Here is a 23,999-nt window from a genome sequence, read left to right as displayed (position 1 = left end):
TGGGAAGGTGAGCCATGGGCTTCCTCAGCACGCTGACCGGCTCCTTCTCCACCCCGGCCGACGACAACCCGACGGTGGCGATGATGGAGGCGGCCTACGCGGCGGCGGGGATCGACGCCCGCTACGTCAACGTCGACGTCTCCTCGGCCGACCTCGCCGACGCGGTCACCGGCGCCAAGGCCATGGGGTGGGTGGGGTTCAACTGCTCAATGCCCCACAAGGTCGCCGTCATCGACCACCTCGACGGGCTGGGCGAGTCGGCCGAGCTCATCGGCGCCGTCAACTGCGTCGTCGCACGTGACGGTGGTCTCATCGGCGAGAACACCGACGGCCGCGGCTTCGTCGAGGCGATGCGCGAGCTGCGACACCCCGCCGGCACCCACGTCGTCGTCCTCGGCGCCGGTGGCGCAGGTCGCGCGATCGCCGTCGAGTCAGCTCTCGCCGGCGCGTCCCGGATCACCATCGTCAACCGCAACGCGTCGCGCGGAGAGGCCCTCGCCGCCCTCGTCGACCAGCACACCGCGGCCGAGGCGGACTTCGAGCCGTGGACGCAGGCGTATGCCGTCCCCACCAGCGCCGATGTCGTCGTCAACGCCACCTCGGTGGGGCTCGGCGAGGCCGACGAGCTCGTCGCGGTGGACGTCGAGAGCCTGCGACCCGAGCTCCTCGTGGCCGACGTCATCCCCAACCCGCCGAGGACGGCATACCTGCGCGCAGCGGAGCGCAAGGGCGCCGAGACGCTCGACGGGTTGGGCATGCTCGTGGCCCAGGGAGCGGTCGCGATCGAGCTGTGGCACGGCGTCACCCCGGACCGCGACGTCATGCGGGCCCGGCTGTCCGAGGTGCTGGGTCTGGATTCGGGGAACTGACGAGAGCCTGTACCGTCAGGGCCGTTCCCTCGTCGGAGCAGCGACGAATCCGCTGCACGGGGTGATCAGCAAAGGACAGGTGCGCCATGAGCCCCACCACGAAGGCCCCGACCGGCCGCAAGCTCGTCATCGTCGAGTCGCCCGCGAAGGCCAAGACCATCGCCGGCTACCTCGGCCCGGACTGGGACGTCGAGGCGTCGGTCGGCCACATCCGCGACATCCCGACCCCGTCGGAGATGCCCGCCGACATCAAGAAGGGCCCGTTCGGCAAGTTCGGCGTCGACGTCGACAACGACTTCGAGCCCTACTACGTCGTCGACAGCGACAAGAAGAAGAAGGTCGCCGAGCTCAAGCGGCTGCTCAAGGGCGCCGACGAGCTCTACCTCGCCACGGATGAGGACCGCGAGGGCGAGGCGATCGCCTGGCACCTCCTCGAGACCCTCCAGCCCAAGGTCCCCGTGAAGCGCATGGTGTTCCACGAGATCACCAAGGAGGCCATCCAGCGCGCGGCCTCCAACACCCGCGACCTCGACACGGCCCTCGTCGACGCGCAGGAGACCCGCCGTATCCTCGACCGCCTCTACGGCTACGAGATCTCGCCGGTGCTCTGGCGCAAGGTCAAGGCGGGGCTCTCCGCCGGACGCGTCCAGTCCGTCGCCACCCGCATGGTCGTCGAGCGCGAGCGCGAGCGGATGGCGTTCCGGTCGGCGAACTACTGGGACGTCGAGGGCGAGTTCACGCCCGACGCCGAGTCCTCCGCGTTCACCGCGCGCCTGTCGTCGGTCGACGGCCGCCGCGTCGCCACCGGTCGCGACTTCGGTGACGACGGCCGCATCAAGGGCGACGTCGCGCACCTCGACGAGACCGCCGCCACCGGCATCGCCACCGCCGTCCTCACCGCCGACGTGTCGGTCGTCTCGGTCGCCGAGAAGCCCTACACCCGACGCCCCAGCGCGCCGTTCACGACCTCGACCCTCCAGCAGGAGGCGTCGCGCAAGCTGCGCCTGTCCTCGAAGAACGCGATGCGCGTGGCACAGCGGCTCTACGAGAACGGCTACATCACCTACATGCGTACCGACTCGACGGCCCTGTCGCAGTCGGCGCTCACCGCCGCCCGCCAGCAGGCGCGCGACCTCTACGGCGGCGACTACGTCCCCGACGCACCGCGCAACTACGCCAAGAAGGTCAAGAACGCGCAGGAGGCCCACGAGGCCATCCGCCCCGCCGGTGACCGCTTCCGCACCCCGGCCCAGGTCGCCGGTGAGCTGCGCGGTGACGAGTTCGCGCTCTACGAGCTCATCTGGAAGCGCACCATCGCCTCGCAGATGGCCGACGCCCGCGGGTCGACCGCCACCGTCAAGCTCGGCGCCGACCTCGACGGCGGCGCACCGGCCGAGCGGGTCGAGTTCACCGCGAGCGGCACCGTCATCACGTTCCGAGGCTTCCTCGCGGCATACGAGGAAGGTCGTGACGAGCAGCGCAACGCGACCGCCGACGAGGAGCGACGCCTCCCCCGCCTCGGCGAGGGCACCGCGCTCAAGGTCATCCGCGCCGAGGCCGGCGGTCACGACACCTCGCCGCCCGCCCGCTACACCGAGGCCACGCTCGTCAAGGCCATGGAGGAGAAGGGCATCGGTCGCCCGTCGACCTACGCCTCCACCATCGGCACCATCCAGGACCGCGGCTACGTCTCGAACCGTGGCAACGCACTCGTGCCGTCGTGGCTGGCGTTCGCGGTGACCCGCCTCATGGAGGTGCACTTCACCCGGCTCGTGGACTACGACTTCACGGCGTCGATGGAGGAGGACCTCGACGAGATCGCGGGCGGCAACGCGCAGCGCGCCACGTGGCTCAAGCGGTTCTACTTCGGTGACGAGGCGTCGTCGAACGAGGGGCTGCGCGACCTCGTCGCCGACCTCGGTGACATCGACGCCCGCGGCATCTCGACGATCGAGATCGGTGACGGCATCGTCGTGCGCGTCGGTCGCTACGGCCCCTACGTCGAGGAGGTCGCCCCGGCCGGTGTCGACCCGCTCACCGGCGAGGTCTTCGAGTCGTATGCCGGTGACTCGGCTTCCGAGTCGGGTTTCGGTTCGGGAGAGGGCGGTCCGACCCCTCGGCGCGCCACGATCAACGACGACATCGCCCCCGACGAGATGACACCGGAGAAGGCGCGCGAGCTGCTCGCCACCGCCGCCGACGACGGCCGCGTCCTCGGCCAGGACCCGGAGAGCGGGCGCGACATCGTCGCCAAGGCCGGGCGCTACGGGCCCTACGTCACCGAGGTGCTCCCCGAGGACGTCGCGGCGCTCAAGGGCAAGGCCAAGGTCAAGCCCCGCACGGCATCGCTCTTCGCCGACATGGACATCGCGACCATCGAGCTCGAGACCGCGCTCAAGCTGCTGTCGCTGCCGCGCGTCGTGGGTGTGGTCGACGAGACCGTCACCGGCGAGGACGGCAAGGAGTCGACCAAGAAGGTCGAGATCACGGCGCAGAACGGCCGCTACGGTCCCTACCTCAAGAAGGGCACCGACTCGCGCTCGCTCGAGACCGAACAGCAGCTGTTCGACATCACGCTCGAGCAGGCCGAGGCGATCTACGCCCAGCCCAAGCAGCGTGGCCGTGCCGCCGCCAAGCCGCCGCTCAAGGAGTTCGGCCCCGACCCCGTGTCCGGCAAGCCGGTCGTCGTCAAGGACGGTCGCTTCGGCGAGTACGTCACCGACGGCGAGACCAACACGACGCTCCGCCGCGACGACGACCTCGAGACGCTCACCGCCGAGCGTGCGTTCGAGATGCTCGCCGAGAAGCGCGCCAAGGGACCGACGACCCGCAAGCGTGCTGCCAAGAAGACGACGAAGAAGTCGGCCGCGAAGAAGACGGCCAAGAAGGCGACGGCGAAGAAGGCCACCAAGAAGGCCTGACCCCCGGGTGGTCGACAAGGTCCCACGGAACGCGGCGCCTATGCCGCGATCCGTGGGACCTTGCGGCTTCCGGTGAGCGCCACACCCACCCGGTGTGACCGGTGGCACGGGACGTGAGCCGTTGTCGCTCCACCTACCCGCAAGTAGGGTCGAGGCTGATCACCAGACCTCAACGAGGAGGAGCCTCGCGATGACCAGCATCGATCCCACCACCTTCGGCACCATGAGTGCCGCGGAGTTCGCGGCGACCGTCAAGAACGCCTCCGACAAGGAGATCAACGAGGTCATGGGTGGCGAGCACCGCACCGCCATCCTCGACGCGATCTTCGAGCGCTTCCCCACCCTCTTCAACCCCGAGAAGGCCAAGGGCGCCGACGCCCGCGTCAACTGGCGCATCACGGGCGGGCCGGGCGGCAGCGACGACACCTACGCCGTCGTCGTCAAGGACGGCACCTGCACGATCGAGAAGAGCCCGACCCAGGAGCCGAAGACGTCGATCATGCTCGGCCCGGCCGAGTTCGCGAAGCTCATCACCGGCTCGGGCAACCCGACGATGATGGTGATGATGGGCAAGATCAAGGCCCGCGGCGACCTCAGCGCGGCGATGGCCTTCCAGAACTGGTTCGACACGCCGAAGGGCTGAGCCGTGGCGATCAGCCTGCTCACCGTCGGTGCCGTGATGGCCAAGCGCGGCATGCTCGCGCCCGCTCCTCCGCACCGACAGGTCAACCAGCTCGTCGCCCTCCGCAAGTGGGGGTTCGGTCTCGCCGGCGAGCTCCGCCAAGCGGCGAACCGCAGCCCCAAGCAGGTCGCGGTCATCGACGAGGACCGCGGTCCGGTGACCTACTCGGAGCTCCTCGCGAGCTCGGAGAAGGCCTCAGCCCTGTTGCAGGCCAAGGGTTTCGAGCCCGGCCAGCGCCTCGGCCTCCTCGCCCGCAACCACGTCGGCGCCATCGAGATCATGACCGGCGCATCCGCCGTCGGCATCGACCTCGTCCTCATGAACACCGGGCTCTCGTCCGGCCAGCTGGCGCAGGTCGCGCAGCAGCAGGAGGTCGTCGGACTCATCCACGACGACGAGTTCGACACCGTCGCCTCCGGCCTGCCCGACGGCCTCACGGTCATCCGCGAGAGCGACTGGGCGCGCGACCTCGACGCCACGACCGCGCCCCAGCCCCTCAACCCCCCTGCCAGGGGCGGTCGCACGATCATCCTCACGTCCGGGACGACCGGCACCCCCAAGGGCGCTGCCCGCAAGACGCCCGGCGGCTTCGGCCCGCTCATCTCCATCATCGAGCGGATCCCCCTGCACGCCGAGGACCGCACCCTCATCAGCGCCCCGATCTTCCACACCTGGGGCTACGCGGCGATGCAGCTGAGCTTCGCGATGCGGGCGACGATCGTCCTCCAGCGGCGCTTCGACCCGCAGCGGGCCAAGGACGCCCTCGAGGCCCACCACTGCCACGCGATGTTCGCGATCCCGGTGATGCTCCAGCGGATGATGGAGCTGCCGGCGGACCCGCAGGGCCGACGCCGCCGCCCCGACCTGCGTGTCGTCGCGACCTCCGGCTCGGCCTACCCGCACGGCTTCACGACACGGTTCATGGACGAATACGGCGACGTCCTCTACAACCTCTACGGCTCGACCGAGGCGTCGTGGGTCTGCATCGCCACCCCGGAGAACCTGCGCCGCGACCCCGACACCGCCGGCACGCCGCCGCTGGGCACGGTCGTCAAGATCCTCGACGCCGACGACGGCGAGGTCGCGCCCGGCGAGACCGGCCGGATCTTCTGCGGCAACGACCTCGTCTTCGAGGGCTACACCTCCGGCGCCACCAAGGACTTCGTCGACGGCCTCGTCTCGACCGGCGACATGGGCCACGAGGCCGACGGGCTGTTCTATGTCGACGGCCGCGACGACGACATGATCGTCAGCGGCGGCGAGAACGTCTACCCGATCGAGGTCGAGTCGCTCCTCGTCGAGCACCCCGCCGTCCGCGAGGTCTCGGTGGTCGGTGTCCCCGACCCCGAGTTCGGCCAGCGGCTCGCCGCGTTCATCACGCTGCACGACGGGCACGAGCTCACCGAGGACGAGGTCAAGGACCACGTCAAGGCCAACCGTGCCCGGCACTGCGTCCCGCGCGAGGTGCACTTCCTCGACGAGCTGCCCCGCAACGCCACCGGCAAGGTCCTCCTCCGCGAGCTCCGCTCCCGCATCACCTGACGCAACGGCAGGCGCCCCCGGGAGGGGATGCTCGGTGGGCCCCTGAACCCCCACCGAGCACCCTCCGCCGGGGGCGCCTGCCGTATGCCGGCCCACGCGGGAGCGTGGGACCCGCGCCCACTCGGGCGGCCGGCATACGGGCTACTTCACCTCGCGGTGCATGACCCGCCACGCGCCGAGCAGCAGGGGCACGAGGACCCACACACCGAACGACGTCGACAGCTGGCCCCAGTTCTCGCCGGTCATCGACCCGCTGAACAGCGGCTCAGTGACCTGGTTGAGGTCGAGCCACTTGCTCGGCTCCGCCAGGGACGACACGAGGCTGACCGCGATGGTCCAGACCGTCGGCAGGAGGAGCGAGGCGACGATCGCGAACGGGGTGTTGAGGAAGACGAACCCGAACGCGAGCCCCTGCAGGACGTAGATCGCGAAGCCGAGGACGACGCCGAGCCCGACCTTCCAGGTGACGTCCCACGCGCCGCTGCCGTCACCGACGGCCGCACCGATGACGTTGGCCAACGCCGCGAAGACGAACGCCGCTGCCGTGACGACGAGGCCGAGGACGAGCGCTGCGACGACCTTGGCGACGACGACCCGACCGCGTCGCGGCTCGAGCGTGAACGTCACGAGACCGGTGCGCTGGCTCCACTCGGCGGTGGCCGCCATGATGCCGAGGATCGGCAGGAGCAGGGCGAGCGGGAGGGCCGTGAAGCCCAGGAAGTTCCCGTAGGTCATCTCGTCGGACTCGCCCCAGATGAGGAGCGCCGCGACGACGACGAGCGAGATCGACGACATGACGATGAGCATCCAGCGGCCGGCCTTGGTGTCGACCATCTTGCGGAGCTCGACGTGCACGAGGCGCTGCATCGGCACGCCCGGCCGGCCGTCGGCGCCCGGCGTCGAGGTCGGCTGGACGAGGCTCGGGTCGAGCGCCGGGGTGCGGGCCTCGGTGCCGGTGTCGGTGGTGGTCATGCTGCGGTCCCTTCGCGTGACGTGGCTGCGGTGAGGCTGAGGAACATCTCCTCGAGGCCCTCGGACCCGCCGGAGCGGAGCTCGAGGAGGACGATGCGCTCGTCCAGGGCGATCTGGCCGACGACACCGGGCTCGGCGTCGACGACGAGTCCCGACGCGATGTCGGTGACGGGGACCTCCGCGCGCCGGAGGGCGGCGTGCAGGGCCTTGTCGTCGGTCGAGCGGACCGTGGTGCCGCCGCGGCTGAGGAGCTCGTCCTTGGTCCCCTGCGCGACGATCTGGCCGCGGCCGATCATGACGAGGTCGTCGGCGATGACCTGGACCTCGTGGAGCAGGTGGCTCGACAGGAGCACCGTGCCGCCACCGTCGGCGAAGCCGCGCAGCAGCCCGCGCATCCAGTGGATGCCCTGCGGGTCGAGGCCGTTGGCCGGCTCGTCGAGGATGAGCACCTCGGGCTGGCCGAGCAGCGCCGACGCCAGACCGAGCCGCTGACGCATGCCGAGCGAGTAGTTGCGGACGCGCCGTCCGGCTTCCTCGTCGGTGAGCCCGACGAGGGCCAGCGCCTCGTCGACGCGCTGCCGGGACACCCCGATCTGGATCGCGGCGAGACGCAGGACCTCACGACCGGTGCGGCCGGGGTGCTGCGCGGAGGCGTCGAGCATGACACCGACCTGGCGACCGGGGTTGTGCAGGTCGCGGTAGGGCTTGCCGAGCACGGTGGACCCACCACTCGTCGGCGGTGTGAGCCCGGTCATCATCCGCATGGCCGTGGACTTGCCCGCACCGTTCGGACCGAGGAATCCGACGACGCTCCCGGGGCGCACCTCGAAGGAGATGCCGTCCACCGCGGTGAAACTGCCGTAGCGCTTCGTGAGGTTCTCGACTGTGATCATGGTGTCCACCCTGCCGGTGTGGCCGGGTCGCGCACATCGGTCGCCGGTCCCGACCGGCATACGACTTTGGTATGCCGTGCGCCCACCTGCCGCAGCCCGGAGTCTGACGCGCTCGTGCGGGCCGCCTGCCTAGGCTCGTGCCATGCCCGACACCTCCGCCCCCGAGTACGGCCGCCTCGGCTCCGTGTGGCGCTGGTCGCTGGCGGGCCTCATCAGCCTCGTCGCGTGGGGGTTCACCGGCGTCGCCATGGCCGACGCCAACATCGACGACGAGCCGATCATCGCCTGGTTCTTCGTCGGCGACCTCGCACTCGGGCTCGTGTCCGTGCTGCTCGTGCGCGTCCGTCACCGGTGGCCCCTGGGGGTCGCCGCAGCCACCAACCTCGCCGCGTGCGTGTCCGCGAGCTCCGCCGGGCCGGCGACCTGGGCCGTGGGATCGGTCGCTGCGCGTCACCGGTGGCGCGACGTCGCGATCGTCGCCCCACTGGTCGTGGTCTCGGAGATCATCCAGGAGCGCTTCTATCCGGGCGACGACGAGCTCCCGGTGTGGGCGGTGCTCCTCTTCGGCGCCCTCATCGCGGGCATCGTCGTCGCCGTCGGCTACGCGATGGGTGCGCAGCGCGACCTCATGGCATCGCTGCGCGAGCGCGCCGTCACCGCCGAACGCGAGCAGCAGGCCCGCGTCGCGCGGGCCCAGGCCGCCGAGCGCACCCGCATCGCCCGCGAGATGCATGACGTTCTCGCACACCGCATCTCGCTCGTCGCGATGCACGCCGGTGCACTGAGCTATCGCACCGACCTCGCGCCCGAGGAGCAGGCCACGGCGGCCAGGACCATCGAGGAGAACGCCCACCAAGCGCTGCGGGACCTGCGCGACGTCCTCGGCGTCCTGCGCGACCCCACCCTCCCCGACGCAGCGGCACCCGAGCGTCCGCAGCCGGTGCTCGCCGACATCGCCGCGCTGGTCGCCGAGGAGCGCGCCGGCGGGATGCGGGTGAGCCTCGACGAGTCCTGCACGGGTGACGTGCCCGACGGACTGGGGCGGACGGCATACCGGATCGTCCAGGAGGCCCTGACCAACGCACGCAAGCACGCCACCGGCACCTCGGTGACGGTGAGCCTCACCGGCTCGCCGGACGACGGTCTCACCGTCACGGTCCGCAACGCTGCACGGGTCGGTGCGCGCGGGACCCGCCTGCCCGAGTCGGGGCTCGGGCTGCTCGGCCTCGACGAGCGGGTCGCCCTCACCGGTGGACGCCTGCGGCACGGTCCGGACTCCACCGGCGGCTACGTCGTCGAGGCGTGGATACCGTGGGCCCCGTGAGCGACCCCGCACCGATCCGGCTGGCCATCGTCGACGACGACCCGATGGTGCGGGCCGCGCTCGGGATGATGCTCGGGGGCAACTCCGGGATCACGGTCGTCGGCGAGGCGACCAACGGCGAGGAGGCGCTCACCCTCGTGCCGGCGTCGGGGGCCGAGGTCGTCCTCATGGACATCCGGATGCCGCTTCGCGACGGGCTGAGCGCGACCGAGGTCCTGCTGGGTCGCGACCCGTCGCTCAAGGTCATCGTGCTGACGACCTTCGACGCCGACGACATGGTGCTCAGGGCACTGCGCCTCGGGGCCGCCGGCTTCATGCTCAAGGACACCCCGCCGGCCCGCCTCGTCGAGGCGGTGCGCACGGTCGCCTCGGGCCAGCCGATGCTCTCCCCGAGCGTCACCGCCCGGCTCATCGCCGCCGTCGCCGGCCCGGGCACGGCCTCCGACGACCGCGCCGACGACGCCCGGACCCGCCTCGACACGCTCACCGAGCGCGAGCGCGAGGTCGCCCATGCGGTCGGTCGCGGGCTGAGCAACGCCGAGATCTCGGCCGAGCTGTTCATGAGCGTCCCCACCGTCAAGACCCACGTCGGCCGCCTCTTCACCAAGCTCGGCGTCGACAACCGGGTCCAGGTCGCGATCCTCGTCCACGACGCCGCGGACTGAGCGACAGAACATGACCAATGGGTCGAATGTGGACGCGAGCGGCGCGCAGGAACTGACCAATAGGTCGAATGTGGACGCGGGCGACGCGCAGGAACTGACCTCTTGGTCACCGACCGAGCACCTGTGCGGCGTCGTCGTCCACCCGCTCAAGGCGCGCAGTGCGGACGCCCTCGCCGCCGTACGCCGCGCGACGCGGCGCCGTGGCTGGCCCGAGCCGGTCGTCCTCGAGACCACGCGCGACTCCCCCGGCACCGACCAGGTCGCCGAGCTCCTCGCCCGGGGCGTCGACCGGGTCGTGGCGGTCGGCGGCGACGGGACGGTGCGCGAGGTCGCTGCGGCCCTGTCGCACTCGGGTGCCGCGGTCGACCGGGTGGCGCTCGGCGTCGTGCCGACCGGGACCGCCAACCTCTGGTCGCGCACGATCGGGCTCCACGGCGAGGCGCTCGACGCGGTGGTCGAGCTCGCGGTCGACGGGCCCGTCCGCGACAGCGACCTCGCCTGGCTGACGCTGACGCGAGCCGACGGGTCGACCCGGTCCTTCGACGTCGCGGTCGTCGCCGGGGTCGGGATGGACGCGGAGGCCTTCGCCACCACCGGTGAGCGGGCGAAGGAGAGGGTCGGCTGGGCGGCCTACTTCGCGGCGCTCGCACGCCGGGCGGTCGGCGACCCGGTGACGGTGCGACTCGGCCTGGACTCGCGCCCCGGCGGCCCCGAGCCCGTGCGCACGGTGCTCGTCGGCAACTGCCGGGTCCTGCCGCTCGGGCTGCCCCTCATGCCCTCGGCGTCGATGACCGACGGCCGCCTCGACGTCCTCGTCGTCGCTCCCCGGACGATCGTCGGCTGGCTCGGTGTCGCCGCCGGGGTGCTCACCCGACGTCGCGACCGCTGGACCGGGATGCGCACCCACCGCAGTCGACACGTCGTCATCGACGTCGACGAACCGACGGCCGTCCACGTCGACGGTGACCCGGTCGGCGACGCCGTACGCCTCGAGCTCGGTGTGCGGCCCGGCGCGGTGCTCGTCCGCAGCCGCGCCGAGCCCCGCGACACCGAGTCCGAGGTGCGGCGGCTCCTCGACGGGCCCGAGCGCGACCTCGCGGCCCTCGCCGACGCGCTCCACCACGGCCACAGCTGGTCCTCCGACCACGCCCGCGAGTTGCTCGTCCGCGACGCGTTCCTCGGCCTCACGGGTGGCGACCTCACCCGGTTCAAGAGCCTGCTCAGTGCCGGCCCGGACCACCGCGACCTCGAGCACCTCGTCTTCGACGTCGTCCAGGACGAGGGTGTGCGGGCCGACATCCTCGACCACGTCGCGGCCCAGGCCGCTCTCGTCAAGGTGCCCGACCTCCACGTGCTCAGCGACATCGACGACACCCTGCGCTGCGCGTTGCACGACGACCGCTACCCGCGCGGCACGGTCTATCCCGGCGTCGTCGCGCTCTACCGCGCCCTCGACGCCGGGCACGCCGCCGACCCCGAGTCGCCCGGCGACCTCACCTTCGTCACGGCGCGCCCCATGGACCCCGCCGGTCTCATCGAACAGCACACCCGGCGAGGGTTGCGCGAGCTTGGGCTGCCACCGCACTCGGTCCTGTCGGGGACGTTCGCCGGGCTGCGCAACCACGACTCGATGGCGGGCGCCAAGATCGAGAACTTCCGCCACTTCAGGGCGCTGATGCCCGAGACCCAGGTCGTGTTCGTCGGCGACAGCGGTCAGGGCGACGTCGAGGTCGGCCGCCGGATGCTCGCCGAGGACCCCGACGCCGTCCGGCTCGTCCTCATCCACGACGTCGTCGACACTCCGGCACGGGAGCGAGCGGCTCTGCGGTCGGAGGGGATCGTCGTCGTCGACACTCCCGTGGGCGCCGCCCTCGAGGCGTATGCCGTCAACCTCGTCTCCGCGGCCGGGCTCGCCTCCGTGGCCGACGCCGCCGAACGCGACCTCGCCCGGATCCAGTGGGAGTCGCCCGAGCAGGCGTCCGCCACCACGGCGCTCCTGGAGCGCGACATCGCGGCGGCCCGCGAGTCCCACGCTCCTCCTGGGCCGGCACACGACGGGGCACCCCGACACCGCCGACACCCTTGACACCTTTGACACCCTTGACACCGGATAGTGGGACTCTCCAAGATTGGGGAGTCGCACTATCCAAGGGAGTCCTCGATGTCGCTGCTCACCGACCCACCCACCCTCGCCACGACGACCGCGGTCCTCTCCGACGCGTCGCGCACGACGGCAGGGATCCTGCTCATCGCGCTGGTCACCGTCGAGACCGGGGGGCTCTACCTCGTGAAGATCGTCCGGGGCGCCGCGCCGGCGACCGAGTTCCAGGAGAAGTTCGCGCGGGCCGGGCACGCCCACGCCGCCGTGCTGCTGCTCCTCGCCCTCATCTGCCAGGTCCTCGCCGACTCGACGCGTCAGACCGGGCCGCTCAGCTGGCTGTCGCGTTCGGGTGTCGCCGTGGCGGCCCTGCTCATGCCCGGCGGGTTCTTCTTCTCGTCGATGGGCCCGGGGCGGACCGAGCCCACCAGGCTCATCGCCCTCGTCTTCGCGGGCGCAGCCCTGCTCGCCGCCAGCCTGCTCTCGCTGGGGGCCGGCCTCCTGACCGCCTGACGACCCATGACGACCTACCCGTGACTTCGGGCCGCCGACGTGCGCAGAATGGCTGATGGTCACTCCAGCGAGCCCGTCCCGCCGACAGATCCTGACCGGCGCAGCAGCCTCCGTCGTTGCGTCCACCTCGACCCTTGCAGGCCCCGCCACCGCCGGTGAACGGCGTCGCGCCGGCCCCGCGCCCGAGACCGTGCCCCTCCCCGACGGCCTGCGTCCCGAAGGCATCACCTCGGGCCCGGGCACCCGCTTCTACGTCGGGTCGCTCGCCGACGGGCGGATCGTCGCCGGCGACCTGCTCGCCGGCACGTCGTCGACCCTGCTCGCCGGCGCGGCCGGTCGCGCCCTGCGTGGCCTGTTCTGGGACTCACGCACCAACCTCGTCTGGGCCGCGGGCAACGTCGGGGCCGTGGGCCACGTGTGGGCGGTCGACGGCACCACCGGCGCCGTCGTCCAGGACACCGTCGTGCCCGGCGCGGTCTTCCTCAACGACCTCGTCGTCGTCGGCAACGCCGTCTGGGTCACCGACTCGCGGGTCGTCCCCGACCGGCTCACGAGGATCGCCCTGACGGCCGGCGGAGCACCCACGGGCGCGGCGCCGACCTTCGTCCCGCTCGTCGGTGCCTGGCCGCAGGGCGACGGCAGCGCGGTCAACGCCAACGGGATCCGCGCCCTGCCCGACGGCAGCCTCATCCTCAACAACTCCAGGGTCGGCGGTCTGTGGCAGGTCGACCCGACGAGTGGCGAGACCGCCGCGATCCCCGTCAGCGGTGGCCCCGGCGTCACCGGGGGCGACGGCCTCGTCCTCGACGGCCACACCCTCTACAACGTGCGCGGCTCGGGTCAGCGCGAGGTCTCGGTGCTTCAGCTCGTCCCCGTCGGCAGCGCGTGGGCCGCGCGGTGGCGTGGCGCCCGCTCCGACGACACGCTTGACGTCCCGTCGACGGCAACGCTGGCCGGTGGGTGGCTGTGGGCGGTCAACGCCCGCTTCGGCGTGGCCTCCCCCGAGACCGCGTCGTACTGGGTGACGAGGCTGCCGGCGCGCTGACCTTCCACGGACCCCGGCGCCGCGGCCCCGGGTCGGCCTAGAGTCGGGTCGTGGACACCCAGACGCCGGTCATCTACCTCAGCCACGGCGCTCCGCCGCTCGCCGACGACGAGCGCTGGACGGGCGAGCTCGCGAGCTGGTCGACCGACCTGCCCAGGCCCACGAGCATCCTCGTCGTCTCCGCGCACTGGGAGCAGGCCCCGATCTCGGTGAGCTCGACGACCGCCGGCACCCCACTCCTCTACGACTTCTGGGGCTTCCCGCAGAAGTACTACGAGGTCACCTACGACGCCCCGCCCGCCACGCAGCTGGCCCAGTCGGTCGCCGGCCACCTCGGCGACGTGGGCGGTGGGCTGCACCAGGACCCGTCCCGCGGGCTCGACCACGGGGCCTACGTGCCGCTCGTCGAGATGTTCCCCCACGCCGACCTGCCCGTGCTCCAGCTGTCGATGCCGACCCTGGACCCCAAGGCGCTCTTCGAGATCGGCACCCGGCTCGCACCGCTGCGCGACGAGGGCACGCTCATCATCGGCTCGGGGTTCACGACCCACAACCTGCGTTGGTTCAACCCGCGAGCAGGTGCCGACAGCGCGCCTCCGAGCGCCTCCGCGGAGTTCGACCACTGGGCCGCCGAGGCCGTGGACGCGGGCGACGTCGACGCGATCCTCGACTTCATGGACAAGGCCCCTGCGGCCCGGGAGGCCCACCCGCGCACCGAGCACTGGGCACCGCTCTTCGTCAGCCTCGGCGCCGCTCACGCCGGTGGCGGCATCGACGGCCGGAGCGTCATCGACGGCTTCTGGTTCGGCCTGTCCAAGCGCTCCTGGCAGTTCGCCTGACCCACGGGGCACGCAAACGCGAGATGCCCTGTATGCCGGCGTCACGGCATACAGGGCATCTCGCGTTCTGGGGTCAGCCGCCGTGCCTGGGCTTGGGCTTCTTGCGCGGCGCGGGCCGGGTCGCGTCGTCCGGGACCGGCTCGACGTGGTCGGGGACGACCGTGGGACGCAGGCGCGCCCAGGTCATGAACCCGGCGGAGACCACCAGCAGGACCAGACCGGTCCAGAGGTTCGCGTTGACCCCGCCGGTCTTCTCGAGCTCCTTGTCCCCGAACAGACCCATGAGGGTGAGGATGATGCCGTAGAGACCGAGCAGCATCCCGATGAAGTTGCGGATGTCGAAGGCTCCGGCGGTCTTCTTGGTGTCAGCCATGTCGAGAACCTCCTAGAAGGCGACGTTGAGGATGAGGACGAGGACACCCGCGATGACCGCGAGCGGGATCGTGCGCTGGAACCACGGGCGGGCCGCCTCGTCCGGGTCGACGAGGTCCTCCTTGGGCGTCTCGGAGTAGACGAGACCCTTCAGCTCGGAGGCCGGCTTGGGCGTGGTGACCAGTGACACCGCGACCGACACGATGATGTCGACGACGAAGGCGGTCGAGGCGGCGACGAAGCTCGCGCCCTGACCCTCGAGCGGGATGACCCCGAGGCTCGCCGTGCCGAACGCGTCCTTGGACAGGAAGGCCACGAGGACGGCGGAGAGGGTTCCGGCGACGAGGCCGGTCCAACCCGCTGTCGGCGTCATCCGCTTCCAGAACATGCCGAGGATGAACGTCGCGAAGAGCGGGGCGTTGAAGAACCCGAACAGCGTCTGGAGGTAGTCCATGATGTTCGAGAACCCGCCGGCGATCGACGCCGTGAAGATCGCGATGATCGTCGCGGCCACCGTCGCCAGACGCCCGATCCGCAGGTAGTAGTCGTCGCTGCGGTCCTTGCGGATGTAGCGCTCCCACAGGTCGTAGCTGAAGACCGTGTTGAACGCGGAGATGTTGGCCGCCATGCCCGCCATGAACGCCGCGAGGAGACCGGCGATGGCCAGTCCGAGGAGGCCGTTGGGCAGGACGTCGCGCATGAGCAGGAGGAGCGCGTCGTTGTACTTGACGTCCCCGCTCGCGCCACCGGTCGGTGTGCCGCCGTTCTTGAGATCCATGATCTCCTTCACCAGCACCGCCGCGACCATGCCGGGGAGGATGACGATGAACGGCACGAACATCTTGGGGAAGGCGCCGATGATCGGGGTCTTGCGCGCCGACGAGATCGAGTTCGAGGCCATGGCGCGCTGGACCTCGACGAAGTTCGTCGTCCAGTAGCCGAAGGACAGGACGAAGCCGAGACCGAAGACGATGCCGATGACCGAGAGGAAGCCGGAGTCGAAGCCGGTGAGGGCCTGACCGGGCCAGGACTCGAGCTGCTGGGCAGCCGGCGCCACCTCGGCCTTGGCCGGTGCGGCCTCGGCGAAGGCCGTGATCTTGTCCTTGAGGCCGCCGTAGCCGCCGACGCGGTGCAGGCCGATGAGGGTGAGCGGCAGCAGCGAGGCGACGATGACGAAGAACTGGAGCACCTCGTTGTAGATCGCCGCCGAGAGGCCACCGAGCGTGATGTAGGAGAGCACGATCGCCGCGGCGACGATGAGGGCGACCCACAGGGGCCAGCCGAGCAGCGCCTGGACGATCGACCCCAGGAGGAAGAGGTTGACGCCGGCGATGAGGAGCTGCGCGATGGCGAAGCTGATGGCGTTGACGAGGTGGGCCCCGGTGCCGAAGCGCCGGAACATGAACTCGGGGACCGACCGCACCTTCGAGCCGTAGTAGAAGGGCATCATGACGATGCCGAGGAAGAGCATCGCCGGGATGGCGCCCACCCAGAAGTAGTGGACCGTCGGCAGGCCGTACTGCGCGCCGTTGGCCGACATGCCCATGATCTCGACGGCGCCGAGGTTGGCCGAGATGAACGCCAGGCCCGTCACCCATGCCGGCAGCGACCGGCCGGACAGGAAGAAGTCGATGGAGTCGGAGACGGCGCGTCGGGCGGCGAGCCCGATGCCCATGACGAACGCGAAGTACAGCGCGACGATGAGGTAGTCGACGACGTTCGCGTCGATGAGCGGTTCAGCAGCCGCCAGGGCTACCGGTGCGAGGGTCGATGGCATCAGCGGCATCCTCCGGGTCGACGTCGGCTCCGTGAGCCCGAACGCCGTTCAACCTACTCTCGCGCCGGTCGCCGTGCCGGGTGGAGGCCCGGCAGTCTTCGGCGGTCGCTGCTGGTCAGCGGCTCGGGTCTAGGCGCTCCGTGATCCAGCCGCCGAGCTCGACGAGCAGCTCGAGGGTGACGCCGTGGCCGCCCGGGTCCCGGTGCGAGCGGGTCGTGGCACCGGAACCGGCGGTGAGGTGCTCCCACGTGCGGTCGAGCAGCTCGCGCGGGATGACGTGGTCCTGGTCGCCCTGCGCGACGAAGGTGTGCGCCCCCTCGAGGCCGCCCGGCGTCACCGCCAGCCCCGCGTCGAACGGAAGCGTGCCGTGGAGGACCGCGACGCCGGCATACCTCGTGGGGTCCTGCAGGAGCAGGCCACCGGCGAACGCCGCGCCGCCGCTGAAGCCGACGAGGACGCCGGGGCGACCCACCGGGGCCACCTCGTCGAGCCACGTCGTGAACCACGCCGTCGTCTCGGCGAGCGACTCGGCGACGGGACGGCCGATGCCCCGGTTGGCGAACCAGGCGTAGCCGCCTCCCTCCGCGATGGGCGCCCGGACCGCGGCGTATGCCGGCCCCTCCGGCAGGTGCCCGGCGAGCGTGAGGATCTGGCGCTCGTCCGAGCCGCGGCCGTGGAGGAGGACGACGAGGGGCGTCGCGGGGTCGGCGGTTCGGGCTGCGTCGCCGCCGGCCGTTGCCACGACCGGCGCAGCGAAGTCCGTCACGCGGAGGCCTCGGTGACGATGCGACCGGCGGTGTGGACACCGCTCCACTCGCGGATCGCGCCGGGGAGGTCGAGCGGGAGCACCGGTGCGAGGTCGTCGAACTCGCCCCACTTCTCGGTGGGGAGCATCCACATGATCTCGAACTCGTTGCCGTCGGGGTCCATGCCGTAGACGCTCTTGGTGGCGCCGTGGTCGGACTCGCCGGTGTAGCCGCCGACCTGCTGGAGGAGGTCGCGGGCGGTCTGGAGGTCCTCGATCGCGTCGACCTGCCAGGCGAGGTGGTACAGGCCGAGGCCGCGGGTCTTGGGGGCGGCGTTCTGGCCCACACCGAAGAGGCCGAGGTCGTGGTGGTTGCCCGAGCGCGGCAGGCGGAGGAAGGCCGCACCCATCCGCGGCTCGCTCGCGGCGATCTCCATGCCGAAGACCTGGGTGTAGAACGCGACGGACCGGTCGAGGTCGGCGACGTAGAAGACGGCGTGGTTGAGACGGACGGGGTTGATGCTCACGGCTGCTCTCCTGGGTGATTAGTTGTTATGACAACTATCCTAACGGAGATCCGGGCAGCGTTGTTCCACGGGTCCTCGGGGGCGGGCAGCGCGGGCCAGGCGGGTCGGGCGGGTCGGGCGGGGCGGTCAGGAGGTGGCGCGACGGTCCTGCGGCGCGTCACCCATGGGGTCGACCTTCGTGAGGATGGCCGCGAGCGCCTCGGACAGGGCGAGCACCTGCTCCCGGGACAGCGGGTCGAAGACGTGGGCGCGCACGCTCGCGAGGTGACCCGGCGCGGCCTCCGCGAGTGCTGCGAACCCGTCGTCGGTGAGGGCTGCGTTGATGGCCCGCTTGTCCTCGGGCGCGACCGACCGCTCGACGAGCCCGCGGTCCTCGAGGCGCTTGACGACGTGCGACAGGCGGGGCAGCGTCGCGTTGGTCTGCAGGCCCAGCTGCGTCATCCGCAGGGTGCGCTCGGGGGCGTCGGAGAGCATCGCGAGCACCTGGTACTCGAAGTGCGTGAACCCGCTCTCGCGCCGCAGCTGCTGGTCCAGGACGCCGGGCAGCCGCTCGTTCACGGCGACGAGCCGCAGCCACGCCGTCATCTCCGCCTGGTCGAGCCACCGCGGCTCACTGGTGTCGTTCACCCGTCGACCTTATCCGCGGACTCGGGAATGGACGGGCGTCGTGGTTAGTTGTAGATTGAAGTAACCGCAGAAGTCCCCACCTCGGAAGGCAGTCTCGACATGACCAGCATCACCATCTTCGGCAGCGGCACCATGGGCACCGCCATCGCGGGCATCGCCGGCAACGGCGACAACGACGTCCAGGTCCTCGGCAAGGCCGACGCGGCCACCGCCGTCACCGGCGACGTCGTCGTCCTCGCGGTCCCCTACGGCGAGGTCGCCGGCATCGTCGAGGCCCGTCGCGACCAGCTCGCCGGCAAGGTCGTCATCGACATCACCAACCCGGTGGACTTCGAGACGTTCGACTCGCTCACCGTGCCCGCCGACTCCTCCGCCGCCGCGGTCATCGCCGAGGCCCTGCCCGAGGCCAAGGTCGTCAAGGCGTTCAACACCACCTTCGGTGGCACCCTCGTCGCCAAGGAGGTCGGCCCCATTCCCACGACCGTCCTCATCGCGGGCGACGACGCCGACGCCAAGGCCCTCGTGACCGAGGTCGTGGAGGCCGGTGGCCTCACGGTCATCGACGCGGGTGCCCTCAAGCGGGCCCGTGAGCTCGAGGCCCTCGGCTTCCTCCAGATCACCCTCGCCGCCGCCGAGAAGGTCTCCTGGAACGGCGGTTTCGGCGTCATCCGCTGACCCCCGCCCCCAACGCAACAGCGTCCGCAACTCTGGTCACCTTCTCGACCAGGGTTACGGACGCTGTCGTATGCCGTCCCCTTGCGTCCGCAACTCTGGTCACCGTCTCGACCAGGGTTGCGGACGCAAGCCACGGAGGGCCGGCCTACTCGACGGGTTCGGCGACGGCGGAACGGAACTGTGCGGCATACAGGTCCGCGAAGGCACCACCGGCGGCGAGCAGGTCCGCGTGCGAGCCCTGCTCGACGATCCGGCCGTTCTCCATGACGAGGATGAGGTCGGCGTCGCGGATCGTCGAGAGCCGGTGCGCGATGACGAAGCTCGTCCGGTCCTGGCGCAGTGCCGACATCGCCCGCTGGACGAGCTGCTCGGTGCGTGTGTCCACCGACGACGTCGCCTCGTCGAGGATGAGCAGCGCCGGGTCCGAGAGGAACGCGCGGGCGATGGTCACAAGCTGCTTCTCGCCGGCGCTGATGTTGCCACCCTCGGCGTCGAGCACCGTGTCGTAGCCGTCGGGCAGCGAGTGCACGAAGCGGTCGACATAGGTCGCCTGGGCCGCCGCGACGACCTCGTCGTCGGTGGCGTCGGGCCGGCCGTAGGCGATGTTGTCGCGGATGGTCCCGCCGAACAGCCACGTGTCCTGGAGCACCATGCCGATCTCGCTGCGCAGGTTGTGCCGTGACAGGTCGGTGATGTCGACGCCGTCGAGGGTGATCCGACCGGCGTCGAGCTCGTAGAACCGCATGATGAGGTTGACGAGCGTCGTCTTGCCGGCGCCGGTGGGGCCGACGATGGCGACCATCTGGCCGGGCTCGACGGTGAGGTCCAGACCCTCGATGAGCGGCTTGTCGGGGGTGTACGAGAACGACACGCCCTCGAACTCGACACGCCCGTGCGGGTCGTCGAGCACGGTCGGCGCACCGGCCTCGGCCCGCTGCTCGGGAGCGTCGAGCACCTCGAACACCCGCTCGGCAGAGGCGACCCCGGACTGCATGAGGTTCGCCATGGACGCGACCTGGGTGAGCGGCTGGGTGAACTGGCGCGAGTACTGGATGAACGCCTGGACGTCACCGAGGGTCATCGACCCGCTCGCCACGCGCAGCCCGCCGACGACGGCGATGATGACGTAGTTGAGGTTCCCGATGAACATCATCGTCGGCATGATGATGCCGCTGACGAACTGCGCGCCGAACCCGGCGTCGAAGAGGTCGTCGTTCTTGGCCCGGAACGCCGCCCGTGCCTCCTCCTGCCGCCCGAAGACCTTGACGAGCTGGTGACCGGTGAACGTCTCCTCGACGATGCCGTTGAGCTCGCCGGTCGACTTCCACTGCTGCACGAAGTGCTTCTGCGAGCGCTTGCCGATGACGGCCGTGACGACCATCGTCACCGGGATCGTCACGAGCGCGATGAGCGCCAGCAGCGGCGAGATCCACAGCATCATGCCGACCATCGCGACGACGGTGAGCAGCGAGGTGAGCAGCTGGCTCAGGGTCTGCTGCAGGCTCTGCGAGACGTTGTCGATGTCGTTGGTGACCCGGCTGAGCAGCTCGCCCCGCGGCTGGTTGTCGAAGTACGGCAGCGGCAGCCGGTTGAGCTTGTCCTCGACGTCGCGCCGCAGGTTGAAGATCGTCCGGTTGACCGCCCCGGTGAGGATCCAGCCCATGGCCCACTGGAGCAGGCTGGCGACGACATAGATGCCGAGCACGAGGAGCAGCACCCGGCCGACGGCGCCGAAGTCGATGCCGACCCCGGGGACGAGGTGCGGCATGCCCTCGACCATGTCGGCGAAGGTGTCCTGGCCGCGTGCCCGCAGACCGGCGACGATCTGCGCGACCGTGCCCTCGGACGGCAGCTGCTTGCCGACGACCCCGGCGAAGATGAGGTCGGTGGCACGCCCGAGGATCTTCGGCCCGATGGCGTTGAGACCGACGCTCGCGAGCGCAAAGGCCAGGACGGCATACAGGGAGAGGCGTTCGGGTCGCAGGAGGCCGAGCAACCGCCTGGCCGACGACCGGAAGTTCGTCGACTTCTCGCCCGGCTGCCCGATCCGCATGTGCGGCGGGCCGCCGCGCTGGGTGGCGCCGGGGCCGCGGCGCTGCTCGGCGGCCTTCTCCTCCTCGGTGAGGATCCGGTCGGTGCTCATGCTGCCGCCTCCTCTGCGCTGCGCTGGCTCTCGACGATCTCGAGGTAGGTCGGGCAGGTCTCGAGGAGCTCGTCGTGGGTGCCCGAGCCGACCACCGCGCCGTCCTCGAGGACGATGATGTGGTCGGCGTCGATGATCGTCGAGACCCGTTGTGCGACAACGACAACCGTCGTATGCCGGGTGACCGGCTTGAGTGCCGCCCGGAGCCTCGCGTCCGTGGAGAGGTCGAGGGCCGAGAAGCTGTCGTCGAAGAGGTAGACGTCGGGCTTGGCGACGAGGGCGCGCGCGATGGCGAGGCGCTGGCGCTGGCCACCCGAGACGTTGGTGCCGCCCTGGGCGATGGCACTGTCGAGCCCCTCGGGCATGGCGCGCACGAAGTCCTCGGCCTGCGCGATCCGCAGCGCCTCCCAGAGGTCGTCGTCGGTCGCGTCGGCGTCGCCGTAGCGCAGGTTGGAGGCGACGGTGCCGGTGAAGAGGTACGGCTTCTGGGGCACGAGACCGATCCGCCCCCACACGTCCTCGAGGGTGGCGTCACGCACGTCGACCCCGGCGAGGAGGACCTCGCCGTCGGTGACGTCGTAGAGGCGCGGGATGAGCGAGAGCAGCGTCGACTTGCCCGACCCGGTGCTGCCGATGATCGCAGTCGTGCGACCGGGCTCGGCGGTGAGCGAGACGCCCTGCAGCACAGGCACATCGGCGCCCGGGTAGGCGAACTCGACGTTGCGCAGCTCGACCGACGTGCCGCCCGCGGGCAGCGTCGTCGGCTGGATCGGCTGGACGACGGTGGAGGCCGTGTCGAGCACCTCGGCGATGCGCCCGGCCGAGACCGTCGCACGCGGGATCATCATCGACATGAAGGTCGCCATCATCACCGACATGAGGATCTGCATGAGGTAGGCCATGAACGCCGTGAGGGCGCCGATCTGCATCTGGCCGCTGTCGACGCGCTGGGCCCCGAACCAGAGCACCGCGACGGTCGAGGCGTTGAAGATGACCATGACGATCGGGAAGACGAGCGCCATGAGGCGGCCGACGGCCAGGGCCGTGCCGGTGTACTGGGTGTTGGCCTCGGCGAAGCGGGCGCGCTCGTGGTCCTCGCGGACGAAGGCACGCACGACCCGGATGCCGGTGATCTGCTCGCGCAGCACGCGGTTGACCCAGTCGACCGACTCCTGCATGAGGCGGAAGTTCGGGATCATCCGGCGGATGACGAGCGCGACGCAGAGCGCGAGCAACGGCACGGCGACGGCCACGAGCCACGACAGCCCGACGTCCTCGCGCAGGGCCATGACGATGCCGCCGACCATCATGATCGGCGCCGACACCATCATCGCGGCCCCCATGAAGACGACCGTCTGGACCTGGGTCACGTCGTTGGTGTTGCGCGAGATGAGGGTCGGCGCACCGAAGCGGGACACCTCCTGGGCCGAGAAGTCCCCGACCTTGGCGAAGATGCCCGCGCGCAGGTCGCGCCCGAGACCGGCAGCGGCCTTCGCGCCGAGGTAGGTCGCGGCGACCGTGGCCGCGATCTGGACGAGCGACACGGCGAGCATCCAGCCGCCGGTCGTGACGATGTAGCCGGTGTCGCCCTTGGCGACGCCCTCGTCGATGATCTTGCCGTTGAGGCTCGGCAGGTAGAGCGAGGCGATGGTGCCCGCCAGCTGGAGCAGGACGAGCACGACGAGCGACCCGCGGTAGGGCCGCAGGTAGTCGCGCATGAGTCGGAGCAGCACTACGTCTTCTTCCTCGAGGTGGTGGGAGAGGGGGTGGCCGGGGTGGGGGCCGAGATGGTGGCCGGGGTGGGGGCCGAGATGGTGGCCGGGGTGGTGGCCGGCGGGAGGGCGGTGCGGTCGAGGGCACCCTCGAGCAGCACGTCGACGAGCTCCTCCGGGGTGGACGACTCGCCGCCGAGCATGGGATGGACGCTCGAGAGGGTGAGCATCCGCAGGTAGCCGATGAACTGCCTGGGGCTGACCCGCAGCAGCTCCGCATCGGTGCCGATGAGCTCGACGAACGCCGCGTCGAGCTCGGCGGTCGCCTCCTCGCGGCGCTTGTGGGCGTCGCCGTCGTGCTTCGGCGGCCGCATCGGCTGGCCCGACGCGTGGAGCACCGTCATGAGGGCGAAGACGCCCTCGAGGTGGCTCTGCATGATCGCGACCGCGGCGGCGAGCCGGTCGCGCAGGCAGAGCGCCCGCTCGACCTCGGCCAGCTCAACGAGCAGCGTCGAGTTGTCGAACGCGTCGTGGACCGTCGCGTCGATGAGGTCTTCCTTGCTGTCGAAGACCCGGAAGATCGTGCCCTCGGCGATGCCTGCCGCGCGGGCGATCTCCTTGGTGCTGACGACCCGCCCCTTCTCACGGAGCAGCGGCATCGTCACGGCGATGATCGAGGCCCGACGGTCGTCGGCGCTCATGGCCGGGGCGCGAGGAGGAGTCACGCCTCCAAGTATGAGTGAGTGAGCACTCACTCACAACTGTCTTTCCCGCGTGCTCAGATCACGGGGCATCCGGCCTGCGAGGGCTGCTTCACTCACTCGCAGGCAGGCTCGTCAGGCCGGGTCGGACTCCTCGCGCGCCACATTGGCGTCGGTCGAGCCGCCCTCGTCGGGGTCGTTGACGTCGGGGGTGTCGGGCACGCTGTCGGCTCCCCCGAGCGCGGTCTCGGGGTTGAGGGTGCTGGACCCCGCTTCGGACACGGTGCCGTCCTGGTCGCCCTGCTGGTCGCTGTCCGGGTGCTGGCTCATGTCCCCAACATAGGCGCGCGCGGCCGT

At 70.8% G+C, this 23,999-nt stretch carries 22 protein-coding genes; 11 read left to right on the top strand and 11 right to left on the bottom strand.

Features of this window, described 5'->3' with window-relative positions; genetic code table 11:
- Positions 1 to 14 precede the first annotated feature (14 nt).
- The 4 genes from aroE to KLO01_RS09245 all read left to right on the top strand — a co-directional run bounded on the left by aroE (position 15) and on the right by KLO01_RS09245 (position 6,014).
- Positions 15 to 869, top strand: coding sequence for a shikimate dehydrogenase (gene aroE, locus KLO01_RS09260; RefSeq protein WP_147064380.1), 855 nt, complete (start codon positions 15 to 17; stop codon positions 867 to 869).
- Between the two features lie 86 nt (positions 870 to 955).
- The gene (gene topA, locus KLO01_RS09255) at positions 956 to 3,790 is read left to right on the top strand and encodes a type I DNA topoisomerase (RefSeq protein WP_147064379.1); all 2,835 of its coding nucleotides are present in this window, start codon (positions 956 to 958) and stop codon (positions 3,788 to 3,790) included.
- A 190-nt stretch (positions 3,791 to 3,980) separates the two neighbouring features.
- A complete protein-coding gene (locus KLO01_RS09250; RefSeq protein WP_147064377.1) occupies positions 3,981 to 4,433 on the top strand; it encodes an SCP2 sterol-binding domain-containing protein in 453 nt (150 codons plus the stop codon).
- Positions 4,434 to 4,436: 3 nt separating this feature from the next.
- The gene (locus KLO01_RS09245) at positions 4,437 to 6,014 is read left to right on the top strand and encodes an AMP-binding protein (RefSeq protein WP_222611962.1); all 1,578 of its coding nucleotides are present in this window, start codon (positions 4,437 to 4,439) and stop codon (positions 6,012 to 6,014) included.
- A gap of 141 nt (positions 6,015 to 6,155) precedes the next feature.
- Here KLO01_RS09245 and KLO01_RS09240 read toward each other — a convergent pair whose 3' ends face one another.
- Together KLO01_RS09240 and KLO01_RS09235 are read right to left on the bottom strand one after the other, a co-directional pair.
- Positions 6,156 to 6,986, bottom strand: coding sequence for an ABC transporter permease (locus tag KLO01_RS09240; RefSeq protein ID WP_147064375.1), 831 nt, complete (start codon positions 6,984 to 6,986; stop codon positions 6,156 to 6,158).
- Positions 6,983 to 7,879 carry an ABC transporter ATP-binding protein gene (locus KLO01_RS09235; protein ID WP_186827984.1) on the bottom strand — a complete coding sequence of 299 codons (897 nt, stop codon included), beginning with the start codon at positions 7,877 to 7,879 and terminating at the stop codon, positions 6,983 to 6,985. The genes KLO01_RS09240 and KLO01_RS09235 overlap by 4 nt, the downstream gene beginning before the upstream one ends.
- Before the next feature lie 142 nt (positions 7,880 to 8,021).
- On the opposite strand from KLO01_RS09235, the gene KLO01_RS09230 reads away from it, so the two are divergent.
- The 6 genes from KLO01_RS09230 to KLO01_RS09205 all read left to right on the top strand — a co-directional run bounded on the left by KLO01_RS09230 (position 8,022) and on the right by KLO01_RS09205 (position 14,363).
- Positions 8,022 to 9,203, top strand: a complete 1,182-nt coding sequence (locus KLO01_RS09230) for a sensor histidine kinase (protein ID WP_147064371.1) — start codon at positions 8,022 to 8,024, stop codon at positions 9,201 to 9,203.
- On the top strand, positions 9,200 to 9,868 hold the full coding sequence (locus KLO01_RS09225; protein WP_147064370.1) for a response regulator transcription factor: 669 nt from the start codon (positions 9,200 to 9,202) through the stop codon (positions 9,866 to 9,868). Before KLO01_RS09230 ends, KLO01_RS09225 begins: the two co-directional genes overlap by 4 nt.
- Before the next feature lie 70 nt (positions 9,869 to 9,938).
- A complete protein-coding gene (locus KLO01_RS09220; protein ID WP_186827983.1) occupies positions 9,939 to 11,954 on the top strand; it encodes a diacylglycerol kinase family protein in 2,016 nt (671 codons plus the stop codon).
- Positions 11,955 to 12,029: 75 nt separating this feature from the next.
- Positions 12,030 to 12,479 (top strand): hypothetical protein, encoded by a 450-nt coding sequence (locus KLO01_RS09215; RefSeq protein ID WP_147064366.1) that lies wholly within the window; start codon positions 12,030 to 12,032, stop codon positions 12,477 to 12,479.
- A gap of 55 nt (positions 12,480 to 12,534) precedes the next feature.
- Positions 12,535 to 13,524 carry an NHL repeat-containing protein gene (locus tag KLO01_RS09210; protein WP_147064364.1) on the top strand — a complete coding sequence of 330 codons (990 nt, stop codon included), beginning with the start codon at positions 12,535 to 12,537 and terminating at the stop codon, positions 13,522 to 13,524.
- A gap of 50 nt (positions 13,525 to 13,574) precedes the next feature.
- Positions 13,575 to 14,363, top strand: coding sequence for a dioxygenase family protein (locus tag KLO01_RS09205; protein ID WP_147064362.1), 789 nt, complete (start codon positions 13,575 to 13,577; stop codon positions 14,361 to 14,363).
- A 73-nt stretch (positions 14,364 to 14,436) separates the two neighbouring features.
- Here KLO01_RS09205 and KLO01_RS09200 read toward each other — a convergent pair whose 3' ends face one another.
- From KLO01_RS09200 to KLO01_RS09180, 5 genes are all read right to left on the bottom strand, one after another.
- Positions 14,437 to 14,736 (bottom strand): hypothetical protein, encoded by a 300-nt coding sequence (locus KLO01_RS09200; protein ID WP_147064360.1) that lies wholly within the window; start codon positions 14,734 to 14,736, stop codon positions 14,437 to 14,439.
- Between the two features lie 12 nt (positions 14,737 to 14,748).
- Positions 14,749 to 16,512, bottom strand: a complete 1,764-nt coding sequence (locus KLO01_RS09195) for a sodium:solute symporter family protein (RefSeq protein WP_147064357.1) — start codon at positions 16,510 to 16,512, stop codon at positions 14,749 to 14,751.
- Between the two features lie 115 nt (positions 16,513 to 16,627).
- On the bottom strand, positions 16,628 to 17,278 hold the full coding sequence (locus tag KLO01_RS09190) for an alpha/beta hydrolase (protein WP_246136132.1): 651 nt from the start codon (positions 17,276 to 17,278) through the stop codon (positions 16,628 to 16,630).
- Positions 17,275 to 17,784, bottom strand: coding sequence for a VOC family protein (locus KLO01_RS09185; protein ID WP_147064355.1), 510 nt, complete (start codon positions 17,782 to 17,784; stop codon positions 17,275 to 17,277). The genes KLO01_RS09190 and KLO01_RS09185 overlap by 4 nt, the downstream gene beginning before the upstream one ends.
- 126 nt (positions 17,785 to 17,910) lie before the next feature.
- Positions 17,911 to 18,369, bottom strand: a complete 459-nt coding sequence (locus KLO01_RS09180; RefSeq protein ID WP_147065208.1) for a MarR family winged helix-turn-helix transcriptional regulator — start codon at positions 18,367 to 18,369, stop codon at positions 17,911 to 17,913.
- Between the two features lie 141 nt (positions 18,370 to 18,510).
- On the opposite strand from KLO01_RS09180, the gene KLO01_RS09175 reads away from it, so the two are divergent.
- Positions 18,511 to 19,086, top strand: a complete 576-nt coding sequence (locus tag KLO01_RS09175; protein WP_147064353.1) for an NADPH-dependent F420 reductase — start codon at positions 18,511 to 18,513, stop codon at positions 19,084 to 19,086.
- Between the two features lie 145 nt (positions 19,087 to 19,231).
- On the opposite strand, the gene KLO01_RS09170 is transcribed toward KLO01_RS09175, so the two are convergent.
- The 4 genes from KLO01_RS09170 to KLO01_RS09155 all read right to left on the bottom strand — a co-directional run bounded on the left by KLO01_RS09170 (position 19,232) and on the right by KLO01_RS09155 (position 23,972).
- Complete coding sequence (locus KLO01_RS09170; RefSeq protein WP_147064351.1) at positions 19,232 to 21,229, bottom strand: ABC transporter ATP-binding protein; 1,998 nt, start codon at positions 21,227 to 21,229, stop codon at positions 19,232 to 19,234.
- Positions 21,226 to 22,962: an ABC transporter ATP-binding protein gene (locus KLO01_RS09165; protein WP_147064349.1), complete on the bottom strand. Its 1,737-nt coding sequence runs from the start codon at positions 22,960 to 22,962 to the stop codon at positions 21,226 to 21,228. The genes KLO01_RS09170 and KLO01_RS09165 overlap by 4 nt, the downstream gene beginning before the upstream one ends.
- Positions 22,962 to 23,666 carry a TetR/AcrR family transcriptional regulator gene (locus KLO01_RS09160; RefSeq protein ID WP_147064346.1) on the bottom strand — a complete coding sequence of 235 codons (705 nt, stop codon included), beginning with the start codon at positions 23,664 to 23,666 and terminating at the stop codon, positions 22,962 to 22,964. Before KLO01_RS09160 ends, KLO01_RS09165 begins: the two co-directional genes overlap by 1 nt.
- A gap of 111 nt (positions 23,667 to 23,777) precedes the next feature.
- Positions 23,778 to 23,972: a hypothetical protein gene (locus KLO01_RS09155; RefSeq protein WP_147064344.1), complete on the bottom strand. Its 195-nt coding sequence runs from the start codon at positions 23,970 to 23,972 to the stop codon at positions 23,778 to 23,780.
- Between the last annotated feature and the right edge of the window lie 27 nt (positions 23,973 to 23,999).

It is taken from the genome of Knoellia locipacati (assembly GCF_007992835.1).
Classification (GTDB): domain Bacteria; phylum Actinomycetota; class Actinomycetes; order Actinomycetales; family Dermatophilaceae; genus Knoellia; species Knoellia locipacati.
The sequence above is the reverse complement of the archived record's forward strand: the minus strand, read 5'-3'. Positions and strand labels throughout refer to the sequence as shown.

Excerpts from the sequence above, each read along its gene's own strand:
- aroE (WP_147064380.1), top strand. The coding sequence starts at position 15 with ATGGGCTTCCTCAGCACGCTGACCGGCTCCTTCTCCACCCCGGCCGAC.
- topA (WP_147064379.1), top strand. The coding sequence starts at position 956 with ATGAGCCCCACCACGAAGGCCCCGACCGGCCGCAAGCTCGTCATCGTC.
- KLO01_RS09250 (WP_147064377.1), top strand. The coding sequence starts at position 3,981 with ATGACCAGCATCGATCCCACCACCTTCGGCACCATGAGTGCCGCGGAG.
- KLO01_RS09240 (WP_147064375.1), bottom strand. The coding sequence starts at position 6,986 with ATGACCACCACCGACACCGGCACCGAGGCCCGCACCCCGGCGCTCGAC.
- KLO01_RS09235 (WP_186827984.1), bottom strand. The coding sequence starts at position 7,879 with ATGATCACAGTCGAGAACCTCACGAAGCGCTACGGCAGTTTCACCGCG.
- KLO01_RS09230 (WP_147064371.1), top strand. The coding sequence starts at position 8,022 with ATGCCCGACACCTCCGCCCCCGAGTACGGCCGCCTCGGCTCCGTGTGG.
- KLO01_RS09215 (WP_147064366.1), top strand. The coding sequence starts at position 12,030 with ATGTCGCTGCTCACCGACCCACCCACCCTCGCCACGACGACCGCGGTC.
- KLO01_RS09210 (WP_147064364.1), top strand. The coding sequence starts at position 12,535 with ATGGTCACTCCAGCGAGCCCGTCCCGCCGACAGATCCTGACCGGCGCA.
- KLO01_RS09200 (WP_147064360.1), bottom strand. The coding sequence starts at position 14,736 with ATGGCTGACACCAAGAAGACCGCCGGAGCCTTCGACATCCGCAACTTC.
- KLO01_RS09195 (WP_147064357.1), bottom strand. The coding sequence starts at position 16,512 with ATGCCATCGACCCTCGCACCGGTAGCCCTGGCGGCTGCTGAACCGCTC.
- KLO01_RS09180 (WP_147065208.1), bottom strand. The coding sequence starts at position 18,369 with ATGACGGCGTGGCTGCGGCTCGTCGCCGTGAACGAGCGGCTGCCCGGC.
- KLO01_RS09175 (WP_147064353.1), top strand. The coding sequence starts at position 18,511 with ATGACCAGCATCACCATCTTCGGCAGCGGCACCATGGGCACCGCCATC.
- KLO01_RS09170 (WP_147064351.1), bottom strand. The coding sequence starts at position 21,229 with ATGAGCACCGACCGGATCCTCACCGAGGAGGAGAAGGCCGCCGAGCAG.
- KLO01_RS09155 (WP_147064344.1), bottom strand. The coding sequence starts at position 23,972 with ATGAGCCAGCACCCGGACAGCGACCAGCAGGGCGACCAGGACGGCACC.